The following is an 18,908-nucleotide window of genomic DNA, read 5'->3' on the forward strand; positions in this document are numbered from 1 at the left end:
AGTTTTTCACCATAACTACCTTAGTCGCATTATCAATCTTTGCTCTTGATAAAGAAATTAACCGTATCATCTGAAGAAGGAAATTTAGTAGCCAATTATCATGTCAAAAAACATCGTTATGATTCCCAAGGTTGAGAATGATAGCAATGTTTTTGATAGTTGAAAACAATTGTCAGTGGCAATGGTGATACAATCCTTCAACTTATTCTCGATACTTTTTAATTTTAAACAAGTCATTTAGGAAATGAACAATTCCCATTACGATCCCAGCGCCCGTTGAACGAACAATATAATTCATTGAAGTTGTCGCTGAGGTTAGCTGAATGCCATCGCTCCAATCAAAGATGACATTGATTAGATACATCAGGAGCCCAAATCCAATTCCAAATTCAATTGCGCGCCAAACACTCTTTCTAATTGCATTTGGATAATCCTGGGCCTCGACTTCCCGATCGATTAAGTGAAGTTTAGTTGTGGCGTAAAAAACATAAAGATTAACTAAAACAAATGACCCAAGTAAAACAGCAAAGAACAGGAATATAAAAGCCTTCTCAATGCTTTGATCGGCGATAAAGCCCGCAATGACAGCTGATAATAGATTACATACTAATAAGATGAAATAGGCATTGCTGGCAATTCGCCCAATCTCCTGTCGCTGCCGTTCATCTAAGACACCGGAAACGCCATACAAGTGTTTAATGATCCAAATACTGATGTTTTCCTTATTTTCATAACATTCACCACTCTTAATTAATTCAGTTTGATTTGTGATATTTAATTCGCATTACCCGTGGCCCAACCGTTAACAGACCCATTACCAGGCTCCAGATAGCTGCCAAAATTGGATTGGTCAGATCATATAAAAATACTGATAATGACTCGTGCCCCATTCCGTAATTAATAATAAAATAGGCTAAATATGCACCAGGGAAATAAAAGATCCAGGCTTTAATGAATTGAATCATCTCCCATTTTGCCATTCGAGCAGCTTGACCGATGGGATATTCTGCGTCTAATAAATGATGATGGTCAACGCCGAATTCAATATACAGCAGGATTCCCCAGGTAATAGCGACGCCATTGGCTGCCAACCAGATTAATACGGTCTGTCGAGAACCGCCCAATGCTAGGAAAAAACTGCCGATGCTTGAAAAAAAGGAATATAACGCCAAGACGATAAACGCATTATTTCCAACCCGATTCAACTCAGAAACAACGTGTTCATCGCCGATTCCCGGAACGCCATAAAACCACTTAATTGCTCTGACACCAAACGATTCTTTATTTTTCATCATCCTCGACCTCCCAGAATAACGTATTTAAATCTGTGCCCAATTTTTTGGCAATGCTGATACACAAATTCAACGATGGATTGTACTTATCATTCTCAATCAAATTAATCGTTTGTCTCGCAACACCAATTTTTTCAGCCAAGCTAAACTGCGATAATTTTTGTTTTTTTCGATATTCTCTGACTCGGTTCACAGCATAACCACCTTCTTTCAAGATGTTGGAAATGATTGTCATATATATATGTCATTTCTATATGACTAATATACCCTGATCATTTTATTTTGTCAATTATATGTGACAAAAACTGATCTTATCATCTTGTTAATTACTCAACCTAAAAATCCTTTTTGACATCCTTTTTTCAACTAAACACAATGATGACAACAAAAAAACTGGGACAGCATAATCTGTCCCAGCAATGAATGTAATCTATTCAATTTAAAATTTATTTTAGTAATTAAATGCCAAATTAAACATATAGTAAGCTCTCTTGCTTAGCCGGCTTCTGCATATGATGATACAAATGGTCCCCAATCATTTGGGTTCCCACCGTTTTAAAGCCTTTTCGAGCATATAATTTTTCCGCATTTGGATTTTCATAATCGACGTTCAAACCAACCACTGATTTACCATCATTCAACGCCATTCTTGGGACGGCGTTTAGTAATTTACTACCAATTCCGTGCCCTTGATAGCGTGGATCCACGGCAATCGAATCTAAATACCATTCATCGGTATTGGTTTCGGAATCAGGGATATATGGTTCTTTAAAATCGGCACTCTTTTTGGATAAATTGATCAGCACCTGATTAATTGCGTCCTCATTTTCGCTGGGGTAACCAAACACCACCCCAACAACTTGACCATCGGCCTCGGCCACCACGGTTGATGCTTTACTAGACAAATAGGTATCTGTCTGGTAAGCCCTCGTGATGACCTTGGCTAATCCAGGTTCGGGAACGTCTTCTAATTCATCAAGTTCCATTTCATCAAAAATAATATCAATTAATGGGGCTATCTGGCCCGCATCATCCTGCTGTGCTTCTCTAACGGTTATCAAAAAAATCCTCCTAATAATATTAAACGTATTCTATGTGTTAATTGATATCTTACTGAAATTTTCATAAATTGTCAAAGGACACCGTTAAATTAGCCTTTTTGTTTAGGAGATTTTTCAAAGTGATTTGTATCGCTTTCACGAAGGCTTTCATTTTCTTTGGCAGAATCTAAAAACTGGTTCCGCTCGATCGTATCCAATTCATTTCGAATCTGACCTAAAATTTCAATCTCCAGTTTTTGAATTTCTAATGTATGTGGCAACTGATTTTGTGTAAGATTGTCTAGCTTTGCGTGCAAAATCCGCAACTCGTGTTCTGATTTCAAATTAACATGATAGTCATTTTCTGAGTTCATCCGGTCACGATCAGCAGCTCGGTTTTGACTCATCATAATGATTGGGGCTTGAATTGCAGCAATACAGCTCAGTCCTAAATTAAGTAAAATGAACGGAAACGGGTCGAAGTGAATACCAAATAATTGAGCACCGTTTAAAATCATCCAAGCAACCAGAACCAGTGTAAAAATACCAATGAACCCCCAGCTACCACCAAATCGAGCCACTGCATCCGACACCCGTTGACCAAATGTTAACGTTTTTTCCAAATTGTCGTTCACATCGATGATATCGTAATCATCACTCTGCATGGCTTTGGTTAGCCGTCGGTTAATCTTGCGGGTCTGTTTGACATCGGAATTAACCATCCCATCCACTCGCATTAATTGATATTTCAGTAAATCGTGGTCACAAATAAAATCGGTCACTTTTGCCGATGGATACTCACCCTTAATTAAATTACGAGTTGCTGGTTCCAGATCCTTTAAAAATCGACCATCAAGGACCATATGACGCTGATGGTCAACTAAGCAAATTGCGGTTTTTTCTTGATCCATCTTTTTCATCTCCAATTAATCCCGAATTATCTTCCAAAACATTTCATGTTAATCATAATTAAAACCTCCGATTCAAACAACCATGACAATTGAAAAATAAACGGACATTTTCTGTTTAGCCTCAAAATAGTATGTAACAAAAAAACGCCTCACGATATTATTATATCAGTGAGGCGCCCGAGTCATTCATGATTTAGTTTCCAGTCGATTAAAAACTAGTTGTCTAACCAAATAAAACCGATGTCAAGAGGGTTTATGCTTTGACTAAGTCTTTTTTGGCCTTGGATAAAGCGGCCTTGATCGCACGAATGTGTTCTTGAGCTTCCTTATTATCCTCAGCAGCTTTTATCCATGAAAGAACAGATACGTTGGCTTCCATTTCAGCAATAATTTTTTGGACAGTCTGGTCAGATGATTCCCCATTGGTAGACATATTCTAGTCTCCTCCTTTATTTGATACCGCTATCATAACGTGGTTACTTACTAAACACAACCGGAATACCTCGGTTTTCATCTGATTCTAATGATTGTTTTAAAATAATTGTAGTTCATTGATCTAACAACGTTACGAAGTGAGCAATATGAGTAACTCTCTAATCTATTAATTGGGTTATATCCTTTGCCAGCGGACTTTTAAACCGCATTGATTTTCTTGAAAATGGATCAGCAAAATCTAACATCGTGGCGTGAAGTGCCTGGCGGTCAATCCCACGATTCATTGGCCCATGATAAAGTTGATCACCAAGTAATGGATGGCCAATTTCCGCAAAATGAACTCGGATTTGATGAGTCCGGCCAGTATGCAAAACAACCTCCACCAGCGTCCTGTCAATCATTTCCTTAAGCACCCAATACTCAGTGTCAGCCGGCCTGCCATCTTGAGAAATCAGTTGCCCAAAGCCATCGGGATCTTTGGCAATGGCCTTTTCAATATGTCCATGACTGGGAAGGCCAATTCCAGAAACAACTGCTTGATAACGTTTGTGGAGTTGCTTACCTGCTAACATTTCATTTGCCAAGCTATTAGCCAACCGATGCTTCGCAACGAGGACCAATCCACTGGTAAACCGGTCAAGACGGGTAATAATGTGTGGCACCAAATTTTTGGCGCCCTCTTGAATCAAATGGCCTTTGATTCGATTAACCAGTGTATCCTCTCGATTTGCCGGGCCAGGAACAACGGTCAGCCCCGCCGGTTTGTTAACAACCAGCCAGTTTTCATCTTCAAAAACAACGTTAATCGGCTGGTCACTAACAACCACTTGGGGATCACTTTTTTCGTCCGGCAAAACAACCTCAACTTGATCCCCCGTTTGAATAATGACTTCGCTGGTTGCCGGCTGACCATTAATATTAAAGTGGCCATCCGTTTTTAACGTTTTATACATTCGATGGCTGATCCCATGACCATTCAAAAATTTTTTTAGTGTTTTAGGTTCAGTGGCAGTCTTTTGCCATGTAAATTTCATGTCGATTAATTCTCCAATCTTCTAAATAAAGCCATCCGGCATCGTTACAAATCACGATTGTGTTAAAGCAGCCCATTATTAAATTTCCCGTTCCAATACCAGCATGTCCAATGCCCGAATGCCATTTTCATAAATTGGATTTTGATACTGTCGGAAAAAATTCGGAATAATTTGAACGAATCGAAATCCACTCTTTTGGTAGAAAGCAAAGTTATCAATACTTGAGTTGGCAGTTCCCACCATCATCACCTGGCAATCTTGATCAACACAGTAGTCAATCAACTTCTCCAATGCCTGTGAACCAATTCCTTTTCCCTGCCATTGTTCCTCAAGGCCAATATTTTTAATTTCAGCCACTTTATCGTCAATCAAAATCACTGCGACACCAATCAATTCATCTTCCGAACAAATTTTAAATAATGTACTAATTTCCAAGTAGCTCTTAATCATATGAACATCGGGATCGGCGAGTTCTAATAGTGGTAAATAACGTTGCTTATCTGAATGAACTTCCTCAATTCTGATTGCCATTTACTTGTCCTCATTTTATTCATTAATGCTGTTTTAAAGCCTTTATATTCTAACCCAACTTATTTTAAAAACCAATTCAAATTCTGATGAATGATCTTTTAAACAGAACAATCGGCCAACTCAACCAATTTCTTATACAACGGTAACACCAAATGATTTTGTAACCAATTCTGATCTACGTTATAATAAGTGTGCATGAAGTGATGACGACTCTTCTAAACCACATGAGACGTCTCATAAGTGCATGGGGGAAGGGGTGAGAACATGTTCTTACTACCTCCCCTTTTTTCATTATAACTTTCTGCATATTGGCAATTGCTGGCAGTTAGCTGGTAATTTACGGTATCATTAGGCAAGTAGCAATTAGTTTTGTTGGCTAAAATATGTGGAGGTAATGATAATGGCAGACAATAAATTTATCATCAGCACAACGGAACATATTCCGGGTAAAGAATACGAGGTTCTCGGTGAAGTCTTCGGCCTGACGACTCAATCTAAAAACGTTGTTCGAAATATCGGTGCCGGCTTTAAAAATTTAGTTGGTGGCGAAATTAAAGATTACACAAAAATGCTCGATGAAGCGCGGGACATTTCTGTTCAACGCCTTCGGGAAAACGCTCAAAAAATGGGTGCGGATGCCGTCGTGATGATGCGATTTGATTCAGGCTCAATTGGAACCGACATGCAATCAGTAGCAGCATATGGAACGGCAGTTAAGTTCAAGTAAAACACATAATTATAAGTAAACATCGGCTAATACCCCTGGCCTTTAGGGATATTAGCCGATGTTTACTTATATGGCCGGGGTTGTTTAATGTACCACGTTTTGGCTTGGTTGCCACAAATTATTTAATCATAATTACTTGCTCATAAAGCCGAAATATACAATCACAATCAAACTCAACACAATTCGATACCAGCCAAATACTTTGAAGTTATTATTTTTAATGTAGTTCAATAAGAATCTGATTGCCAAGTAGGCGACCACGAACGAAACGATCATCCCGGTTGCCAAAATCATCGTTTGTAATCCTGTGAATACCCCACCATGGGCAAAGTACTTATAAACTTTTAACAAAGAGGCGCCAAACATCGTCGGAATTGCTAAGAAAAATGAAAATTCAGTTGCGACATATCTCGATGCTCCGATCAAAATTGCACCTAAGATTGTTGCACCTGATCTTGAGGTCCCAGGAACCAATGACAATAGTTGAAACATCCCAATGATCAATGCAGTTTGATACGGAAGCGTATTTAAATCAGTAAATCTGGGACGGCGATTCGCGTTCCAATTTTCAATGACGATAAACAGAACCCCATACACTAGTAGCATAGCGGCAACAACGGCCCAATTCATTAGATGTGCATCCATCCAGTCATTTAATAGTAGCCCCAGAACAACTGAGGGTAATACCGCAACAATCACTTTAAACCACAGAACCCAAGTCCGATTCTTTTCAATCGCTGTTTTTCTCGGCGATAGTGGATTAAGTTTGTGAAAATACAGGACAACCACCGCCATGATGGCACCCAGCTGAATCACAACGTTAAACATATCAGTAAATTGAGTTGACTGCGACATCTTAATAAACTCATTAACCAAGATCAGATGACCAGTCGAGCTAATCGGCAAGAATTCAGTAATACCTTCAACAATTCCTAAAATAATCGCTTTTATCACATCTAACATAGAAAGACTCCTCGTATTGATAAATCATTTAATTTATCATTAGCATGCCATAAAAGATGCCATGAAAGTTACCATTTACCAATAAATTACAGAATAAATACCAAACATTTACATTGGTTACCTGATATTAGTTTCAATTTTGATCAGGAATACGGAGATAATTTCCAGCTGGCTATTCGACATTGTTTTTTAATCAACCATTATGAGCTGGCGAACAAATTCCGACCATATCAGCCCGCCAACCAATATTCAAACTCGAATATTGGTACTGGTTTCGGCTACTAAGCCGAAACGTGGTGAAAGTAGCAGCTTCCGGCCATATAAGCCCGCCAACCAATATTCAAACTCGAATATTGGTTGGCGGGCTTATATTCTGGAAGCTAAGCGCTACTTTCACCACTCTGGTCTGTAAACTTTCCGTAAATCCTCTGTAAAAGTTTTGCCAATGCCCGTTAAATCGTTCCTTTGTACGATATTATAAAACCATGCCGGCAGCAAATTTTACAGAATCTGGAGATGAATTTTCATGACTTTGATATGGAAACAGCCGCTCTTCTTGACCGCCGTTGCCCTCGGAACCGCCGTCAGTTTCAGTGTTTTCACCGCATCTACTGCCCAAGCCAGCAGCAAACCCATTCACATAACATCAAATAAGAAATTGACTAGTAATCCACAAACTCGCAATGTAACGTTCACGGGAAAAAGCGCCCTCTACACAAAACCTGATTTCGAAAATAGTTCAATTATGATCGCTGACAAAAAGCAATTATCCCAACTTGCCAAGTCAAATTCTTCGGCAGATAACTTTATTGCTTCCAAAGTAGCAACCACCAACAAAGGTACTGTTTACTACAAAGTTAAATCATATAGTGGCAGTTACAGTGGTTGGATTTACGGTGGAAAAACGATTGGTAAATTTAATGGTGGTCTCAGCACCTTTCAAACATTTACCACCACTCAACCATCACCCGATCTCACACAATACAACTACACAATTGCTGCACCAGGCTTGAGTAACGACGGCAAAACCATCACTTATCAATCACCTATTAATACACAATATGGGATTGGTAAGGCCATTGGGGATTCTGTTACATACAAAAATGCCAGCTTTAAAATTGATCAAACCGGAACTCGAACCCGTGAAGGCGACACTTGGGTGCATATTACCGCAATTGATCCTGCCAATAGCAAAGCCAACGGATGGATTTCCTACAAAGGATTGGCCCAGGCAGAATCCCCGATTCCTGACAACGCGGTTCGAATTGACCTTGTCAACACTGATGGAAAGCTAATCCGCTACATCAATTACACAAAATCCGGTGCCCAAAAGGGACAGCCCCTTGGTGTTAGTGATAATCTCTCTTATTTACTCAACTTAGACGATCAGGCAAACATTCAAGCTAAAATTAGAGACGCACTAAAGGGAACCGGCTACTCTTTAGAGGCTCTGACAGCCAATCAAACCGGTTACCTAGCAGCAGCAACTTTTGGCAGCAAAACAAGCCTCACGCTGACTAAATCAGATCCAATCGCTAGTGACGCAATTCGGGTAAACATCACCAATGATAACAACGCTGTGGTTGCTTCCTTTGACTACCAAAAAGCCGGTGAGCAACCAGGCCAATCACTTGGAAGCATTACCAGTGGCAGTAATCAGCTTTCTCAGGATGACCAATCTGCCCTACAAACCAATATTAATACCGCCTTAAATAAATCAAATTACCAATTAAGTAAACTTTCAGCTGACCAATTGAGTGACCTCGCTAATGCCAGGTTTGGCGATTCTGTCTATCTAAAAGCAACAACCGGTTCTGGTGCGATTGCCGATAATGCTGTTCGAATCAACTTTGTCGATGCAGCCAGCAAAAAAGTCATCAAATCAGTGGATTATGTGAATACGGATGCCGATGATCCTGCAAAAAAGGGCGCTACTTTAGGCACTCAATCAAATGGTGCTTGGGTGCTTGCTGATGAAGACGTTACCGGGATCACAGCGCTGGCAAAAACCAATTTATCAGGAACGGGTTACGGCCTGACAGGTGATAAATTATCAGCAACGCAACAAGCAACTTTGGGCGCAGCAAAATTTGGTTCTTCTGTTAATATCGATGTCAATAGTACCAATAGTGGCAAAGGAAGTTCACTCGTTCCATACGGTTATAACAGTAATGCTGCCAGCAGTGATTCCCGCCAGATGGCTGCGACAACTGACCAATACGTTAACGCGAGTTGGGAGTTCACCGGTACTGACAACGACGAGCCTTATTACAGTAAGTTAAGTGCAACCCAGATCGCCAACTTAAATGATTCCGACAAAGCCAAACTAACCAGTTCGCTTAGTCAGGCAAGCGATGCTGACCTGACAAAAATCAACGATGAATTTAGATCGGCAGCAACGCTTCAGTATATTAATCCTGGCAGTCTCACGCTCAGTAATGACAGCCAAAATGGCACAAATTTAACAGCCGAAACTATTATGGCTTATCTAAATGGAAAAACTGAACTAGCCACACTTCAATCGCCTAAATACCCAGTCTTCCAAAAGAATAATGACGGCACCGTTACGATTAACTGGCAAACCATTCAATACCACGCTAGTCACGCGGATAATGGCATATCCGGTAACCGGGTAAAGGTTTATTACACGTATAGTGACTAGCTGTTAATTGAATAATCCAGTGATCTGCCGATATAGCTTGGCGATACTTATCATCAAATACCGCAGCCAATATCACAATCATTTTTTATCACAGACGCTTTGCTAAATTGTCAGTTGTATCTTAAAAGATAAACTAAATTTATAGAAAAACGAGGATTTCAGATTATGAAAGGACATTTTAAATTACTATTAACGGCTGGGTTAATCGTGGCAGCCTTATGTTTTACGGTCAGCCCCGGCAATGCTCAGGCTGATGTGATTGAGACGCCGGCTCCTGCAACTAATATCAAACAAATTAATGCCGGCAATGTCTTAACCGATTATACTCAAAAGAAATTGAATGCAGTTGATAACCAGTCCCCCATCGCCAACATGGATCGAAAATATAATCAGACAACGATTGATCCCACCTCAACAAATCCAGGAGATACCTTTTCAACAATCAACGGCAGTACATCATCGAATAGTTTTAAAACCAAATGGTACTTACCCGATGGTTTTAACGTTACCAATTATCAGCATGGTAATTTTCAAAGTGTGGCGGTTGATGATGCCGGCAATGTTTACTTTGTTGAATCCAACGGCAGCGATACCAATCTAGGTGTCATTATTAAATTTAACATCGCCGAACTCCAACAACTCGGTGCTGATAAAGATGTCATGGCTCTCTGGAATGCATTTAACTACTTTAACCCCTATACTGATGAAGGAGTTGCCCACAATCAACAATATGAAAATGACTATCAGCAAATGAAAGGGCCATTTGACCAAATTAAATTACTGAACCAAAGCCTTGATCAAGAAAAGTCATCAATGAACACAGTACTTAATAACGAAAAAAACGCCCAAAAATGGGCCAAGCATTGGAAAAGACGAGCTCAAAAATCAGATAAACCAGCAAAAGCCAAATTGGCTAAATGGCAGGCAGCTTACAAGACTGCTAGCCAAAAAGTAACCGGTTATCAAAAGCTAATTAAACAGACCAGCGCCAAAATTGCCGGTTATGAAAAACAAGTTTCAACCGTTAAACAACAAGATCCTCAACTCTTCAAATATGCGGATATCGCCCAGGCAGCCCAAATCAGTCCACAAGTCGACATTGGTCACGGACAAACCTTAACCTTTAATCCTCAAAATAAACATCTTTACATGGTTGAGGATAATACGCTAACTGATTTGCGAAACCGTGATGAAAATAACACGGTACTTGAACTGGATCCTGAAACGATGAATCCAATTCGTCAATATAACTTTAAAATGTTCCATGGCGATTCAGCCAATTTACAATTGCATACCCTCGCCTTTGATAAAGACGGTAATGCTTATTGGGGTCGAAAAAATGGCATGGGCTACATGTTCTTCTTTGGCCGCCTAGATGAACATTCCGTTCACTTCCAAGCATCCCCATCCTATGTCAAAACCCGCGGAAGTTCACCTAATCAGGGAACCAGTGCCAATCCTGCCAATGATCGACTATACTTTGTCTCTGACGATATCTTAACTTCCATCCCAACTGGAGAAATTCGTGACGGCAGTTTTACGCCAAGCGATATTCATTACTCAGTTTTCAATTCAAAAAAGGAATGGGAAAGCTTATCGTTTGACCAAAATGGTCGCGGCTATCTGTTAGCGTTGTGGCCGGCACAGTTGATGACGTCAACGGGGGAATTAGATTAGAGTGTGAAAACGAGCGCTTAGATCTCAGAATATAACACCTCTAACCCCAATATTCCGGGTTTTGGGATATGGGGTTAGAGGTGTTATATGGCCGAGATCTGCTCGTTTTCACACGTTTTGGCTTAGTAGAATTTACCCACATCTCCAATTACACGGAACCAAAACATTTTGATGCGGCAACGTACCCACCACCAATCATCTCTACCATAAGAATCCCCCAAAAAGTGGCTGCGTAAAGTCAATAAAAGATCCCGTAAAATCAGTTTACAAAAACGCTGATTTTACGGGATCTTCACTTTGGAGCTGAGGCGCTATCATATAAATTTTTGATTATTGCCTCAGCCTCTTTTTTGCATAATTACAATGATTACCGAGTGAAAAAGTGGAGCGAAAGGCAACTTTCTGCCGCCTTCATCCACTCTTTCTTTTTTAATTCCCCAGCAACTACGCTAACGTCTCCACCTTTACCGAAGCAGTTTTCAAAACACTTGCGATCACGTCAATTCCTTTCAGCAAATCTGCCTGACTCATTACAAGCGGTGGCAATAATCGCAACGTATTATGTTCTGCCGGCAACGTCAACATTCCTTGTTCCTGCAATTTTGCAATCACATCGGCAACTTTTACTTTTGAGTCCAAATGGATACCAATCATTAAACCTAGACCGCTGATCTTAGTCACAATTGGTAAATCAGCAATTGTCTGATCAATTTGATGAAACACAGCTTGGCTCTTACTGGCTACCATTTGTAAGAAATCTGGTGTTAATTGCTGTAAAACTGCCTTTGCAGAAGAAAGCGCGATTTTGTTGCCGCCAAAGGTCGTGCCGTGTGAACCAGGGCCAAACGCCTCAGCAAGTTGTTGCTTACCAAGCATCGCTCCAATTGGTAACCCGTTCCCTAATGCTTTAGCACAGGTAATGATGTCTGGATCCATATCAAAATGTTCATAGGCAAATTGAGTGCCCGTTCGGCCAATTCCAGTCTGAACTTCATCGATAATTAGCAGAACACCCTGATCGTGACACTTTTTAGAAATCGCATGTAACCAGTCCCCATGACCAGAATTAACGCCACCTTCACCCTGAATAACTTCTAAAATCACGGCCGCGTAATCACTTGTGATTTGATCGACAGCGCTCGAATCATTATAGTCGGCAAAATCAATTCCTGGCACTAATGGTGCAAATCCAGATTGAATATTAGGATTCCCGGTTAACGACATTGATCCATACGTCCGACCGTGAAACCCATCATTGAAGGCAAGAATTTTCGCTTTGCCTGTATACTTACGGGCTAATTTAAAAGCTGCCTCGTTGGCTTCAGTACCTGAATTACAGAAAAATGCCAACATCCCCTGTGGGCACAACATCTTAGCAACCTCGTCCTGCAAAGCACTTGGATATAAATTGGAAGTGTGCCAAACCTTTCCAAGCTGATTCAGGACACTTTGTTCAATCCAATCATTGCTGTAACCAAAGCTGCAGACACCAATGCCACTTGTAAAATCCAAATATTGCTTGCCATTCTCATCGGTTAGATGCCAATCATGGCCTGAAACGATCTCCATCGGATATTGCTTATATGTTGGAAAAATATGTTTCATTATCTTTTTCTCCTATCTTTTAAAACGCGTTCTGATCATCAACATGCGTTAACAGACAATTTGTTTTGCCATCAAATGTGTTCCGGCGTGTTTAATTTCATTTGTAATTTCAACTTTTTTGACGCCATTTTGAATGGCCTCAAACGCTGCTAAAATTTTGGGCTTCATGCCTGCTTTAATCACATTATTAGCAAGCAACTTTTGTGCCTTATACTGTGTCAAACTGTCAACAATGTGATCGGCAACCATGACACCGGGAACATCAGTCAATAGAATTAATTTATCAGCACCAATTAATCGAGCGATTCCAGCAGCGGCAGCATCACCATTAACATTTAAGAATTTGCCCGCTTTAGTGACAACCAACGGTGCGCAGACGCCAATCTGCTGCTGTAGAACTTCAGTTATGTACTTTTGATTGATGCTGGTGACTTTACCAACCTCACCATAAACATTTTGATCAAGATAATCACCAAAGACCACTGGATGACCAGTTGCGTTTAGGCCCATAACCGGCAGTTCATTAGCAGTGAGATGCTGACACAATGCTGGTTGCACTAACCCAAGGAGAACCGCTTGAGTCACTTTAATTGTTTCTAAATCGGTCACTCGAATTCCGTCAATCTTTTTAACAGGTAAATTTAATTTTGAACTCCAGTTGGAAATTTGGGGACCACCACCATGAACAATCAAAATTTGATCGCCCTTTTGATGCCACTGATGTAGCTGTTGATAAAATTCCGTTGAAAGATGATCGGTTGCGTTACCACCGATTTTGATCACAATCGTCTGACTCATAAAAGGTCACCTCGTTAAATTTAAATAATGGCATAATAGTTATCTATTCAATCGCTGCGACTGAAGAATCGGTCACTATGATCAGTCTAATTTTGAAAAGGACACTAAGTTCCTTCATCAAACCTTTAGCTCCGGTAGGCCGCATTAATTTGAACATATTTATAAGTCAAATCACAACCCCAAGCAGTGCCAAATGCATCACCAACATTCAGATCAACATCAATCGTCACCTTTTTGGCCTTTAAGCTTTCAGCAATCTTATCCTCATTAAAGCCGGTTCCCATACTATTTTTTACGAGTTGGATGCCATTTACTGATACGCTGACCCCATCCACATCCAAATGAACGTTGGTTTGTCCCAATGCTTGCATAATCCGGCCCCAATTGGCATCTTCGCCAAAGATCATTGCTTTCACTAAATTTGAACCAACAATTTCTTTAGCCGCCTGTTGCGCCTCATTGCGATTAGCAGCGCCAGAGACGTTAACCTCAACCAACTTGGAAGCCCCCTCACCATCACCGGCAATGGCCTGTGCTAATTTAGTTAAGACAGTTTTAAAAGCTGAAACAAAGGTTGGATAATCCGGATGATTTGTTGTCAGCGGTTGGTTTTGAGCCATCCCATTAGCCATCACAATCACCATATCATTAGTTGATGTATCGCCATCCACTGTGATTTGATTAAACGTCTGATCAACTGTCGTACTTAATAATGATTGTAGTTGGTCACCGGCAATCGCCGCATCCGTGGTCACAAAGCCCAACATCGTCGCCATATTCGGATGAATCATTCCGGAGCCTTTGCAAAAACCAGTCAATGTGACCGGCTGATTGTCAATTAAACACTTAACGGTAATTGTTTTAGGATGGGTGTCTGTTGTTAAAACTGCCTTCGTCACCGCATCTGTTTTAGTCAAATCCAGTTTGGAAATGCCATTCTCAATCTTGACCATTGGCAGTAATTCACCAATCACACCTGTTGAAGCAACACCAACCAGCTTGGGATTAATGTCTAATTTTTCAGCTGCTAACTGTTGCATCGTTTCTGCATCAGTCATCCCCTGGTCACCATTACATGAATTTGCATTTCCCGCGTTCATTACCATTGCCTGTAAACAGTGGTCAAGATTAATGGTTTGTTTAGTCAAAGTCGTCGGGGCAGCTTGAAATTGATTAGTGGTATAAACCCCAGCGGCTGATGCCGGCACCTTGGAATAAAGCCATCCCAAGTCATCGCCAGTCGCCTTTAAACCCGAGTGAGCCGCGTCCGAATAAAAACCATTTGGCCACTCAAATTTACTAATTTCAATTGAATTTTCACTTTCCATCTGCATGTCAATCTCTTCCTCTCAAAATGAAATGTTAAGGTAAAAACGTTTGTAAGTTCAGGCCACTTGATTCTGGATAGTCAAACAGCTGATTAAAGTTCTGGATTGCCTGGCCGGCTGCCCCCTTTAATAAGTTATCAATCACACTATCAATTGTTACAGTGTTCGTTGCTGGATTATAGATGGCACCAATATCGCAGTTATTAGTCCCAACCACTTGTTTGATATCCGGTAAAGCTTCGCCCAGAAAATGGACAAATGGTTTATCATTATAAGTTTGAGAAAATGCTTTATCGATCATAATTCCGTCAACCCCCGGTTTAGCCTTCGCGTAGATTGTTGCCATGATTCCCCGCGTAATTGGAATTAGCGTCGTCATGAATTGAATGGCCGAAACATTAATATCCCAACTTTGCAGTTCATTGACAATTTCAGGAATATGCTGATGCGTATTAGGTTTATAGATCTGCAAATTATCATTAACTTGAGTGAAATGTGTCAGAGGCGATAAAGCCTTTCCTGCCCCGGATGTTCCTGACTTGGCATCAACAATGATCGAGTTGAGTTCAATTAGATGCTGTTGGATTAAGGGTGCCAATCCCAACAAGGTCGCTGTCGCGTAACATCCCGGATTGGCGATGTATGAATGGCCGCTTGCTAATTCAAACTCCGCCAACCCATATTGGGCTTGATCAAGATCGCGCTGAGACGCTGCCGGCTTATGATACCAGTGTTCATAGTCACTCTGGTTGAGCCGCATATCACCGGATAAATCAATAACCGGAAAGTTTGCTTCTATATAATCAGATGCAATTTTTGAAGTCACACCAGCTGGAGTTGCAAAAAAAGCGACTTGATTATCGTTAACGATATCAGAGTCTTCATATGGAAGAACTTCAGTGTGATCATCGTGGAAAATTGGTAGGATTGTATTTAATTCGGTTGGTTCATTTAAGTTATGATCGTAAATATGAATTTTGGTCACGTTGGGGTGATTTTGCAGTAATTGGTACAGTACCATTCCTGCATATCCCGTAATCCCCACTAATGCTACTTCCATCAAATCGCCTCTGGTTTATTCGTTATTTTCGTATATTAATGAATTGAAAACAGCTTACAACGGGATAGCATAAAATGCAAGTCTTTTTAGATTTATTCATTAATTTATTTTCAAATCAATATTTATACATCTTTATGATGATTATTCACCTAGTTACGTTAAAGACGATTATCGAAATAACGAATATTTATGTACTGATCAGCAACAAAAGGGGCTGGGACAAATGTAATTTTGTCCCAGCCTCTGTTCGTGTAAACACGATTGTTACCGAGCGAAAACGCGGGACAAAAGGCAACTTCCGGCCGTGTAACCGAATTATCCAAATATCCAAGTTCAGAATATCTCGCTTAACTTGTTACTTAGTAAAAACGTGGGCCAGCAAGCAGACCCCAGAATATAAGCCCCCTAACTTAACATTCCAAAATCGGGAATATCAAGTTAGGGGGCTTATATTCTGGGGTCTAACCGCTTGCTGGCCCACTCTGTTTACTAAGAAGGGGTCCAAAATATATCTTTAGCAAAATTAAGGTTGATTTATTCGGTCACTAAGTCTAAATTAAATCGCTTTTATCAATAATATGCACTCAAGCAATGCACATCATTAATCCACAATCGCCATCGCAACAAAACTAATCACGATCTTTTGGTGCCCCCACTTTTTCATCAACTTCTTCGACTGCCGGAATTTTATCTAATGCTTGACTTAAATCAGCGATCAAGTCATCTGCATTTTCAACCCCAACTGAAACCCGAATTAAGTCTGGGGTAATGCCAGCCTCTTTAAGCTCTTCTTCATTAAGTTGCGCGTGAGTCGTTGAAGCCGGGTGAATAATTAATGATTTGGCATCGGCAACGTTAGCCAACAGTGAGAATAATTTCAAGTTCTGAATCAATTCCTTGCCGGCTTTTTCGCCGCCTTTGAGTCCAAGAGTGAAGATTGAACCAACTCCCTTTGGGAAATACTTCTTAGCCAAATCATGATACTTACTATCCTCAAGTCCCGGATAATTAATCCAAGCCACCTTGGGATTGTTATGAAGAAAGTTAACAATCTTCTTAGTATTCTCAACATGGCGTTCAACCCGTAACGATAGTGATTCCAATCCTTGAAGTAATAAGAAGGAATTAAATGGGCTGATGGTTGCCCCAAGATCCCGGAGTGATTCTGCCCGAACCTTGGTCGTAAAGGCAGCCCCGCCAAGATCAGCAAAGACCAATCCATTATATTGGGCATTCGGCTCAGTGAAGCCTGGATATCTGCCACTGGCTTTCCAATCAAATTTACCATTCTCCACAATAACACCACCCATTGTGGTTCCGTGACCACCGATAAATTTAGTTGCGGAGTGAACCACAACATCGGCACCATGGTCAAGTGGCCGAACCAGATAAGGAGTTCCAAATGTATTGTCAACAATCAAGATAATCCCATATTTGTGAGCTACAGCCGCGATGGCTTCAAAGTCAACCAGGTTGATGCCCGGGTTACCAATACTTTCAACGTAAAGTGCCTTAGTATGTTCGTTAATTGGTGCTTCAAAATTCTCCGGGTCATCTGGATCAACAAAGTGAGTCTTAATTCCCAGTTTTGGCAAAGTCACATTAAATAAATTGAACGTCCCGCCATATAAAGTACTTGCCGAAACAATTTCATCACCTTTGCCGGCGATGTTCAAAATTGCGGCAGTGATGGCAGCTGATCCGGTTGCCAAGGTCACACCACCAGTCCCATTCTCAAGTGCAGCAACCCGTTTGTCCACAACATCGGTCGTTGGGTTGGTTAACCGGGTATAAATATTACCGGGATCGGTCAATCCAAAGCGACCGGCAGCTTGTTCCGGACTGTCAAAAACATAGGATGTTGTCTGATAAATCGGCACTGCTCGTGACCCGGTTTCGTCAACGGTTTGACCAGCATGGACTTGTAATGTTTCAAAATGTAAGTTTTTGTCTAAATTTTCTTCTGTCATATTGATAATCTCACTTTCGTATCTACTAAAAGTTGCGTCCAATTTTGATAAAATTGCTGACTGGCATCCTTCCAGGAATATCGAACCTCGGTTGCATCAGAATTTGTAAAGTAATCGATAGGTAGTTGAATTGGCAGATTCTTCTGAAGATCACGATGATATTCCTCGGCAAGGGTCTGTTCCTGATATTCAGGATGACCGGTCACATATGTGGTGTGATATTTCGGTGCTGATAAAATGATTGGCCCGGATTGCGGTGCAGAGGCAATCACGGTTAAACCGGTTGGAACCACCGTTTCATCAAGCACGATTTCAGTATGTCGAGATTGTGGCATTTTTAGAAGCCCCCCTGCCCCAAAGCCGCGTGCCAACGGTGATTCATGGGCGACTTTGGTTGCGGTAAAGATCCCAAATAATTTAGTTGGCAACAATCGTTTTTGAATTCCAAAATCATGATACAAACCTGCTTGAGCAGCCCAGCACTCATCTAATTCTTCGGTCACATGCGTGCGACCCCATTCAATAATTGTTTGAACTTCATCCCAATAATCAACTTGATCAAATGGCAGGGTTTCAACAGGCGCACCGGTGATAATCAAGCCATCAAAATGCTGATCGCGTATCTCATCGAAGCTAGCATAATCTTGCTGAATCTTATTACGCGGAGTGCCATGGAAATGATGGCTGACAGGATACATAAATGTCAGTACAGCATCTGAATCCAATTGATTAAATCGTGATAAAAATTGTCGTTCTGTATTTTTTCTGGTCGGCATTAAATTCAAAATTAAAATTGATAGTGGTTGATGTAAATCCTGATTAGGCCATTCACCGGCCGCATGTAGAAATCCATTTGTTGCATTTGCTGTCATCCA

18 protein-coding genes are annotated in these 18,908 nt (G+C 40.7%); 3 read left to right on the forward strand and 15 right to left on the reverse strand.

Annotated features, from left to right (window positions below; translation table 11 throughout):
* Window positions 1–202 precede the first annotated feature (202 nt).
* The 8 genes from FC85_RS06735 to FC85_RS06770 all read right to left on the reverse strand — a co-directional run bounded on the left by FC85_RS06735 (window position 203) and on the right by FC85_RS06770 (window position 5,243).
* A complete protein-coding gene (locus FC85_RS06735) occupies window positions 203–772 on the reverse strand; it encodes a DUF3278 domain-containing protein (protein ID WP_083485018.1) in 570 nt (189 codons plus the stop codon).
* Window positions 756–1,295 (reverse strand): DUF3278 domain-containing protein, encoded by a 540-nt coding sequence (locus FC85_RS06740; protein WP_083485020.1) that lies wholly within the window; start codon window positions 1,293–1,295, stop codon window positions 756–758. The genes FC85_RS06735 and FC85_RS06740 overlap by 17 nt, the downstream gene beginning before the upstream one ends.
* Window positions 1,282–1,485 (reverse strand): helix-turn-helix transcriptional regulator, encoded by a 204-nt coding sequence (locus FC85_RS06745; RefSeq protein WP_057864883.1) that lies wholly within the window; start codon window positions 1,483–1,485, stop codon window positions 1,282–1,284. Before FC85_RS06745 ends, FC85_RS06740 begins: the two co-directional genes overlap by 14 nt.
* Window positions 1,486–1,762: 277 nt before the next feature.
* On the reverse strand, window positions 1,763–2,353 hold the full coding sequence (locus FC85_RS06750) for a GNAT family N-acetyltransferase (protein ID WP_057864772.1): 591 nt from the start codon (window positions 2,351–2,353) through the stop codon (window positions 1,763–1,765).
* Window positions 2,354–2,442: 89 nt separating this feature from the next.
* Window positions 2,443–3,243 (reverse strand): DUF1003 domain-containing protein, encoded by an 801-nt coding sequence (locus tag FC85_RS06755; protein WP_057864773.1) that lies wholly within the window; start codon window positions 3,241–3,243, stop codon window positions 2,443–2,445.
* Between the two features lie 253 nt (window positions 3,244–3,496).
* Window positions 3,497–3,676: a hypothetical protein gene (locus tag FC85_RS06760; RefSeq protein ID WP_057864774.1), complete on the reverse strand. Its 180-nt coding sequence runs from the start codon at window positions 3,674–3,676 to the stop codon at window positions 3,497–3,499.
* Between the two features lie 160 nt (window positions 3,677–3,836).
* Entirely contained in the window at window positions 3,837–4,712 is an 876-nt protein-coding gene (locus FC85_RS06765) for an RluA family pseudouridine synthase (protein WP_057864775.1), read from the reverse strand.
* Window positions 4,713–4,790: 78 nt separating this feature from the next.
* The gene (locus FC85_RS06770; RefSeq protein WP_057864776.1) at window positions 4,791–5,243 is read right to left on the reverse strand and encodes a GNAT family N-acetyltransferase; all 453 of its coding nucleotides are present in this window, start codon (window positions 5,241–5,243) and stop codon (window positions 4,791–4,793) included.
* Window positions 5,244–5,643: 400 nt separating this feature from the next.
* Between FC85_RS06770 and FC85_RS06775 the strand changes: the two genes are divergently transcribed.
* Window positions 5,644–5,970 carry a heavy metal-binding domain-containing protein gene (locus FC85_RS06775; RefSeq protein ID WP_057864777.1) on the forward strand — a complete coding sequence of 109 codons (327 nt, stop codon included), beginning with the start codon at window positions 5,644–5,646 and terminating at the stop codon, window positions 5,968–5,970.
* A gap of 132 nt (window positions 5,971–6,102) precedes the next feature.
* Here the strand turns inward: FC85_RS06775 and FC85_RS06780 are convergent, their stop codons facing one another.
* Window positions 6,103–6,933 (reverse strand): undecaprenyl-diphosphate phosphatase, encoded by an 831-nt coding sequence (locus FC85_RS06780; RefSeq protein ID WP_057864778.1) that lies wholly within the window; start codon window positions 6,931–6,933, stop codon window positions 6,103–6,105.
* Between the two features lie 526 nt (window positions 6,934–7,459).
* On the opposite strand from FC85_RS06780, the gene FC85_RS06785 reads away from it, so the two are divergent.
* Both FC85_RS06785 and FC85_RS06790 read left to right on the forward strand, forming a co-directional pair.
* Window positions 7,460–9,595 carry a hypothetical protein gene (locus FC85_RS06785; RefSeq protein ID WP_057864779.1) on the forward strand — a complete coding sequence of 712 codons (2,136 nt, stop codon included), beginning with the start codon at window positions 7,460–7,462 and terminating at the stop codon, window positions 9,593–9,595.
* 165 nt (window positions 9,596–9,760) lie between these two features.
* Window positions 9,761–11,272 (forward strand): hypothetical protein, encoded by a 1,512-nt coding sequence (locus tag FC85_RS06790; protein WP_057864780.1) that lies wholly within the window; start codon window positions 9,761–9,763, stop codon window positions 11,270–11,272.
* A gap of 444 nt (window positions 11,273–11,716) precedes the next feature.
* On the opposite strand, the gene FC85_RS06795 is transcribed toward FC85_RS06790, so the two are convergent.
* The 6 genes from FC85_RS06795 to FC85_RS06825 form a co-directional block, all read right to left on the reverse strand.
* Entirely contained in the window at window positions 11,717–12,877 is a 1,161-nt protein-coding gene (locus FC85_RS06795; protein WP_057864781.1) for an acetylornithine transaminase, read from the reverse strand.
* 48 nt (window positions 12,878–12,925) lie between these two features.
* Window positions 12,926–13,675, reverse strand: coding sequence for an acetylglutamate kinase (argB, locus tag FC85_RS06800; protein ID WP_057864782.1), 750 nt, complete (start codon window positions 13,673–13,675; stop codon window positions 12,926–12,928).
* Between the two features lie 125 nt (window positions 13,676–13,800).
* Entirely contained in the window at window positions 13,801–15,009 is a 1,209-nt protein-coding gene (gene argJ, locus FC85_RS06805) for a bifunctional glutamate N-acetyltransferase/amino-acid acetyltransferase ArgJ (RefSeq protein WP_057864783.1), read from the reverse strand.
* A gap of 28 nt (window positions 15,010–15,037) precedes the next feature.
* The gene (gene argC, locus FC85_RS06810; RefSeq protein WP_057864784.1) at window positions 15,038–16,063 is read right to left on the reverse strand and encodes an N-acetyl-gamma-glutamyl-phosphate reductase; all 1,026 of its coding nucleotides are present in this window, start codon (window positions 16,061–16,063) and stop codon (window positions 15,038–15,040) included.
* A gap of 629 nt (window positions 16,064–16,692) precedes the next feature.
* Window positions 16,693–18,033, reverse strand: coding sequence for an O-acetylhomoserine aminocarboxypropyltransferase/cysteine synthase family protein (locus tag FC85_RS06820; RefSeq protein ID WP_057864786.1), 1,341 nt, complete (start codon window positions 18,031–18,033; stop codon window positions 16,693–16,695).
* Window positions 18,030–18,905 carry a homoserine O-acetyltransferase/O-succinyltransferase family protein gene (locus tag FC85_RS06825; RefSeq protein WP_057864884.1) on the reverse strand — a complete coding sequence of 292 codons (876 nt, stop codon included), beginning with the start codon at window positions 18,903–18,905 and terminating at the stop codon, window positions 18,030–18,032. The genes FC85_RS06820 and FC85_RS06825 overlap by 4 nt, the downstream gene beginning before the upstream one ends.
* Between the last annotated feature and the right edge of the window lie 3 nt (window positions 18,906–18,908).

Source organism: Lentilactobacillus diolivorans DSM 14421 (genome assembly GCF_001434255.1).
In the GTDB taxonomy this organism is placed as follows: domain Bacteria; phylum Bacillota; class Bacilli; order Lactobacillales; family Lactobacillaceae; genus Lentilactobacillus; species Lentilactobacillus diolivorans.

What these genes read in the sequence shown, in the direction of transcription:
- FC85_RS06740 (WP_083485020.1), bottom strand. Translation starts at nt 1,295, where the DNA reads ATGATGAAAAATAAAGAATCGTTTGGTGTCAGAGCAATTAAGTGGTTT.
- FC85_RS06755 (WP_057864773.1), bottom strand. Translation starts at nt 3,243, where the DNA reads ATGGATCAAGAAAAAACCGCAATTTGCTTAGTTGACCATCAGCGTCAT.
- FC85_RS06760 (WP_057864774.1), bottom strand. Translation starts at nt 3,676, where the DNA reads ATGTCTACCAATGGGGAATCATCTGACCAGACTGTCCAAAAAATTATT.
- FC85_RS06765 (WP_057864775.1), bottom strand. Translation starts at nt 4,712, where the DNA reads ATGAAATTTACATGGCAAAAGACTGCCACTGAACCTAAAACACTAAAA.
- FC85_RS06770 (WP_057864776.1), bottom strand. Translation starts at nt 5,243, where the DNA reads ATGGCAATCAGAATTGAGGAAGTTCATTCAGATAAGCAACGTTATTTA.
- FC85_RS06775 (WP_057864777.1), top strand. Translation starts at nt 5,644, where the DNA reads ATGGCAGACAATAAATTTATCATCAGCACAACGGAACATATTCCGGGT.
- FC85_RS06780 (WP_057864778.1), bottom strand. Translation starts at nt 6,933, where the DNA reads ATGTTAGATGTGATAAAAGCGATTATTTTAGGAATTGTTGAAGGTATT.
- FC85_RS06785 (WP_057864779.1), top strand. Translation starts at nt 7,460, where the DNA reads ATGACTTTGATATGGAAACAGCCGCTCTTCTTGACCGCCGTTGCCCTC.
- FC85_RS06790 (WP_057864780.1), top strand. Translation starts at nt 9,761, where the DNA reads ATGAAAGGACATTTTAAATTACTATTAACGGCTGGGTTAATCGTGGCA.
- FC85_RS06795 (WP_057864781.1), bottom strand. Translation starts at nt 12,877, where the DNA reads ATGAAACATATTTTTCCAACATATAAGCAATATCCGATGGAGATCGTT.
- argB (WP_057864782.1), bottom strand. Translation starts at nt 13,675, where the DNA reads ATGAGTCAGACGATTGTGATCAAAATCGGTGGTAACGCAACCGATCAT.
- argJ (WP_057864783.1), bottom strand. Translation starts at nt 15,009, where the DNA reads ATGCAGATGGAAAGTGAAAATTCAATTGAAATTAGTAAATTTGAGTGG.
- argC (WP_057864784.1), bottom strand. Translation starts at nt 16,063, where the DNA reads ATGGAAGTAGCATTAGTGGGGATTACGGGATATGCAGGAATGGTACTG.
- FC85_RS06820 (WP_057864786.1), bottom strand. Translation starts at nt 18,033, where the DNA reads ATGACAGAAGAAAATTTAGACAAAAACTTACATTTTGAAACATTACAA.
- FC85_RS06825 (WP_057864884.1), bottom strand. Translation starts at nt 18,905, where the DNA reads ATGACAGCAAATGCAACAAATGGATTTCTACATGCGGCCGGTGAATGG.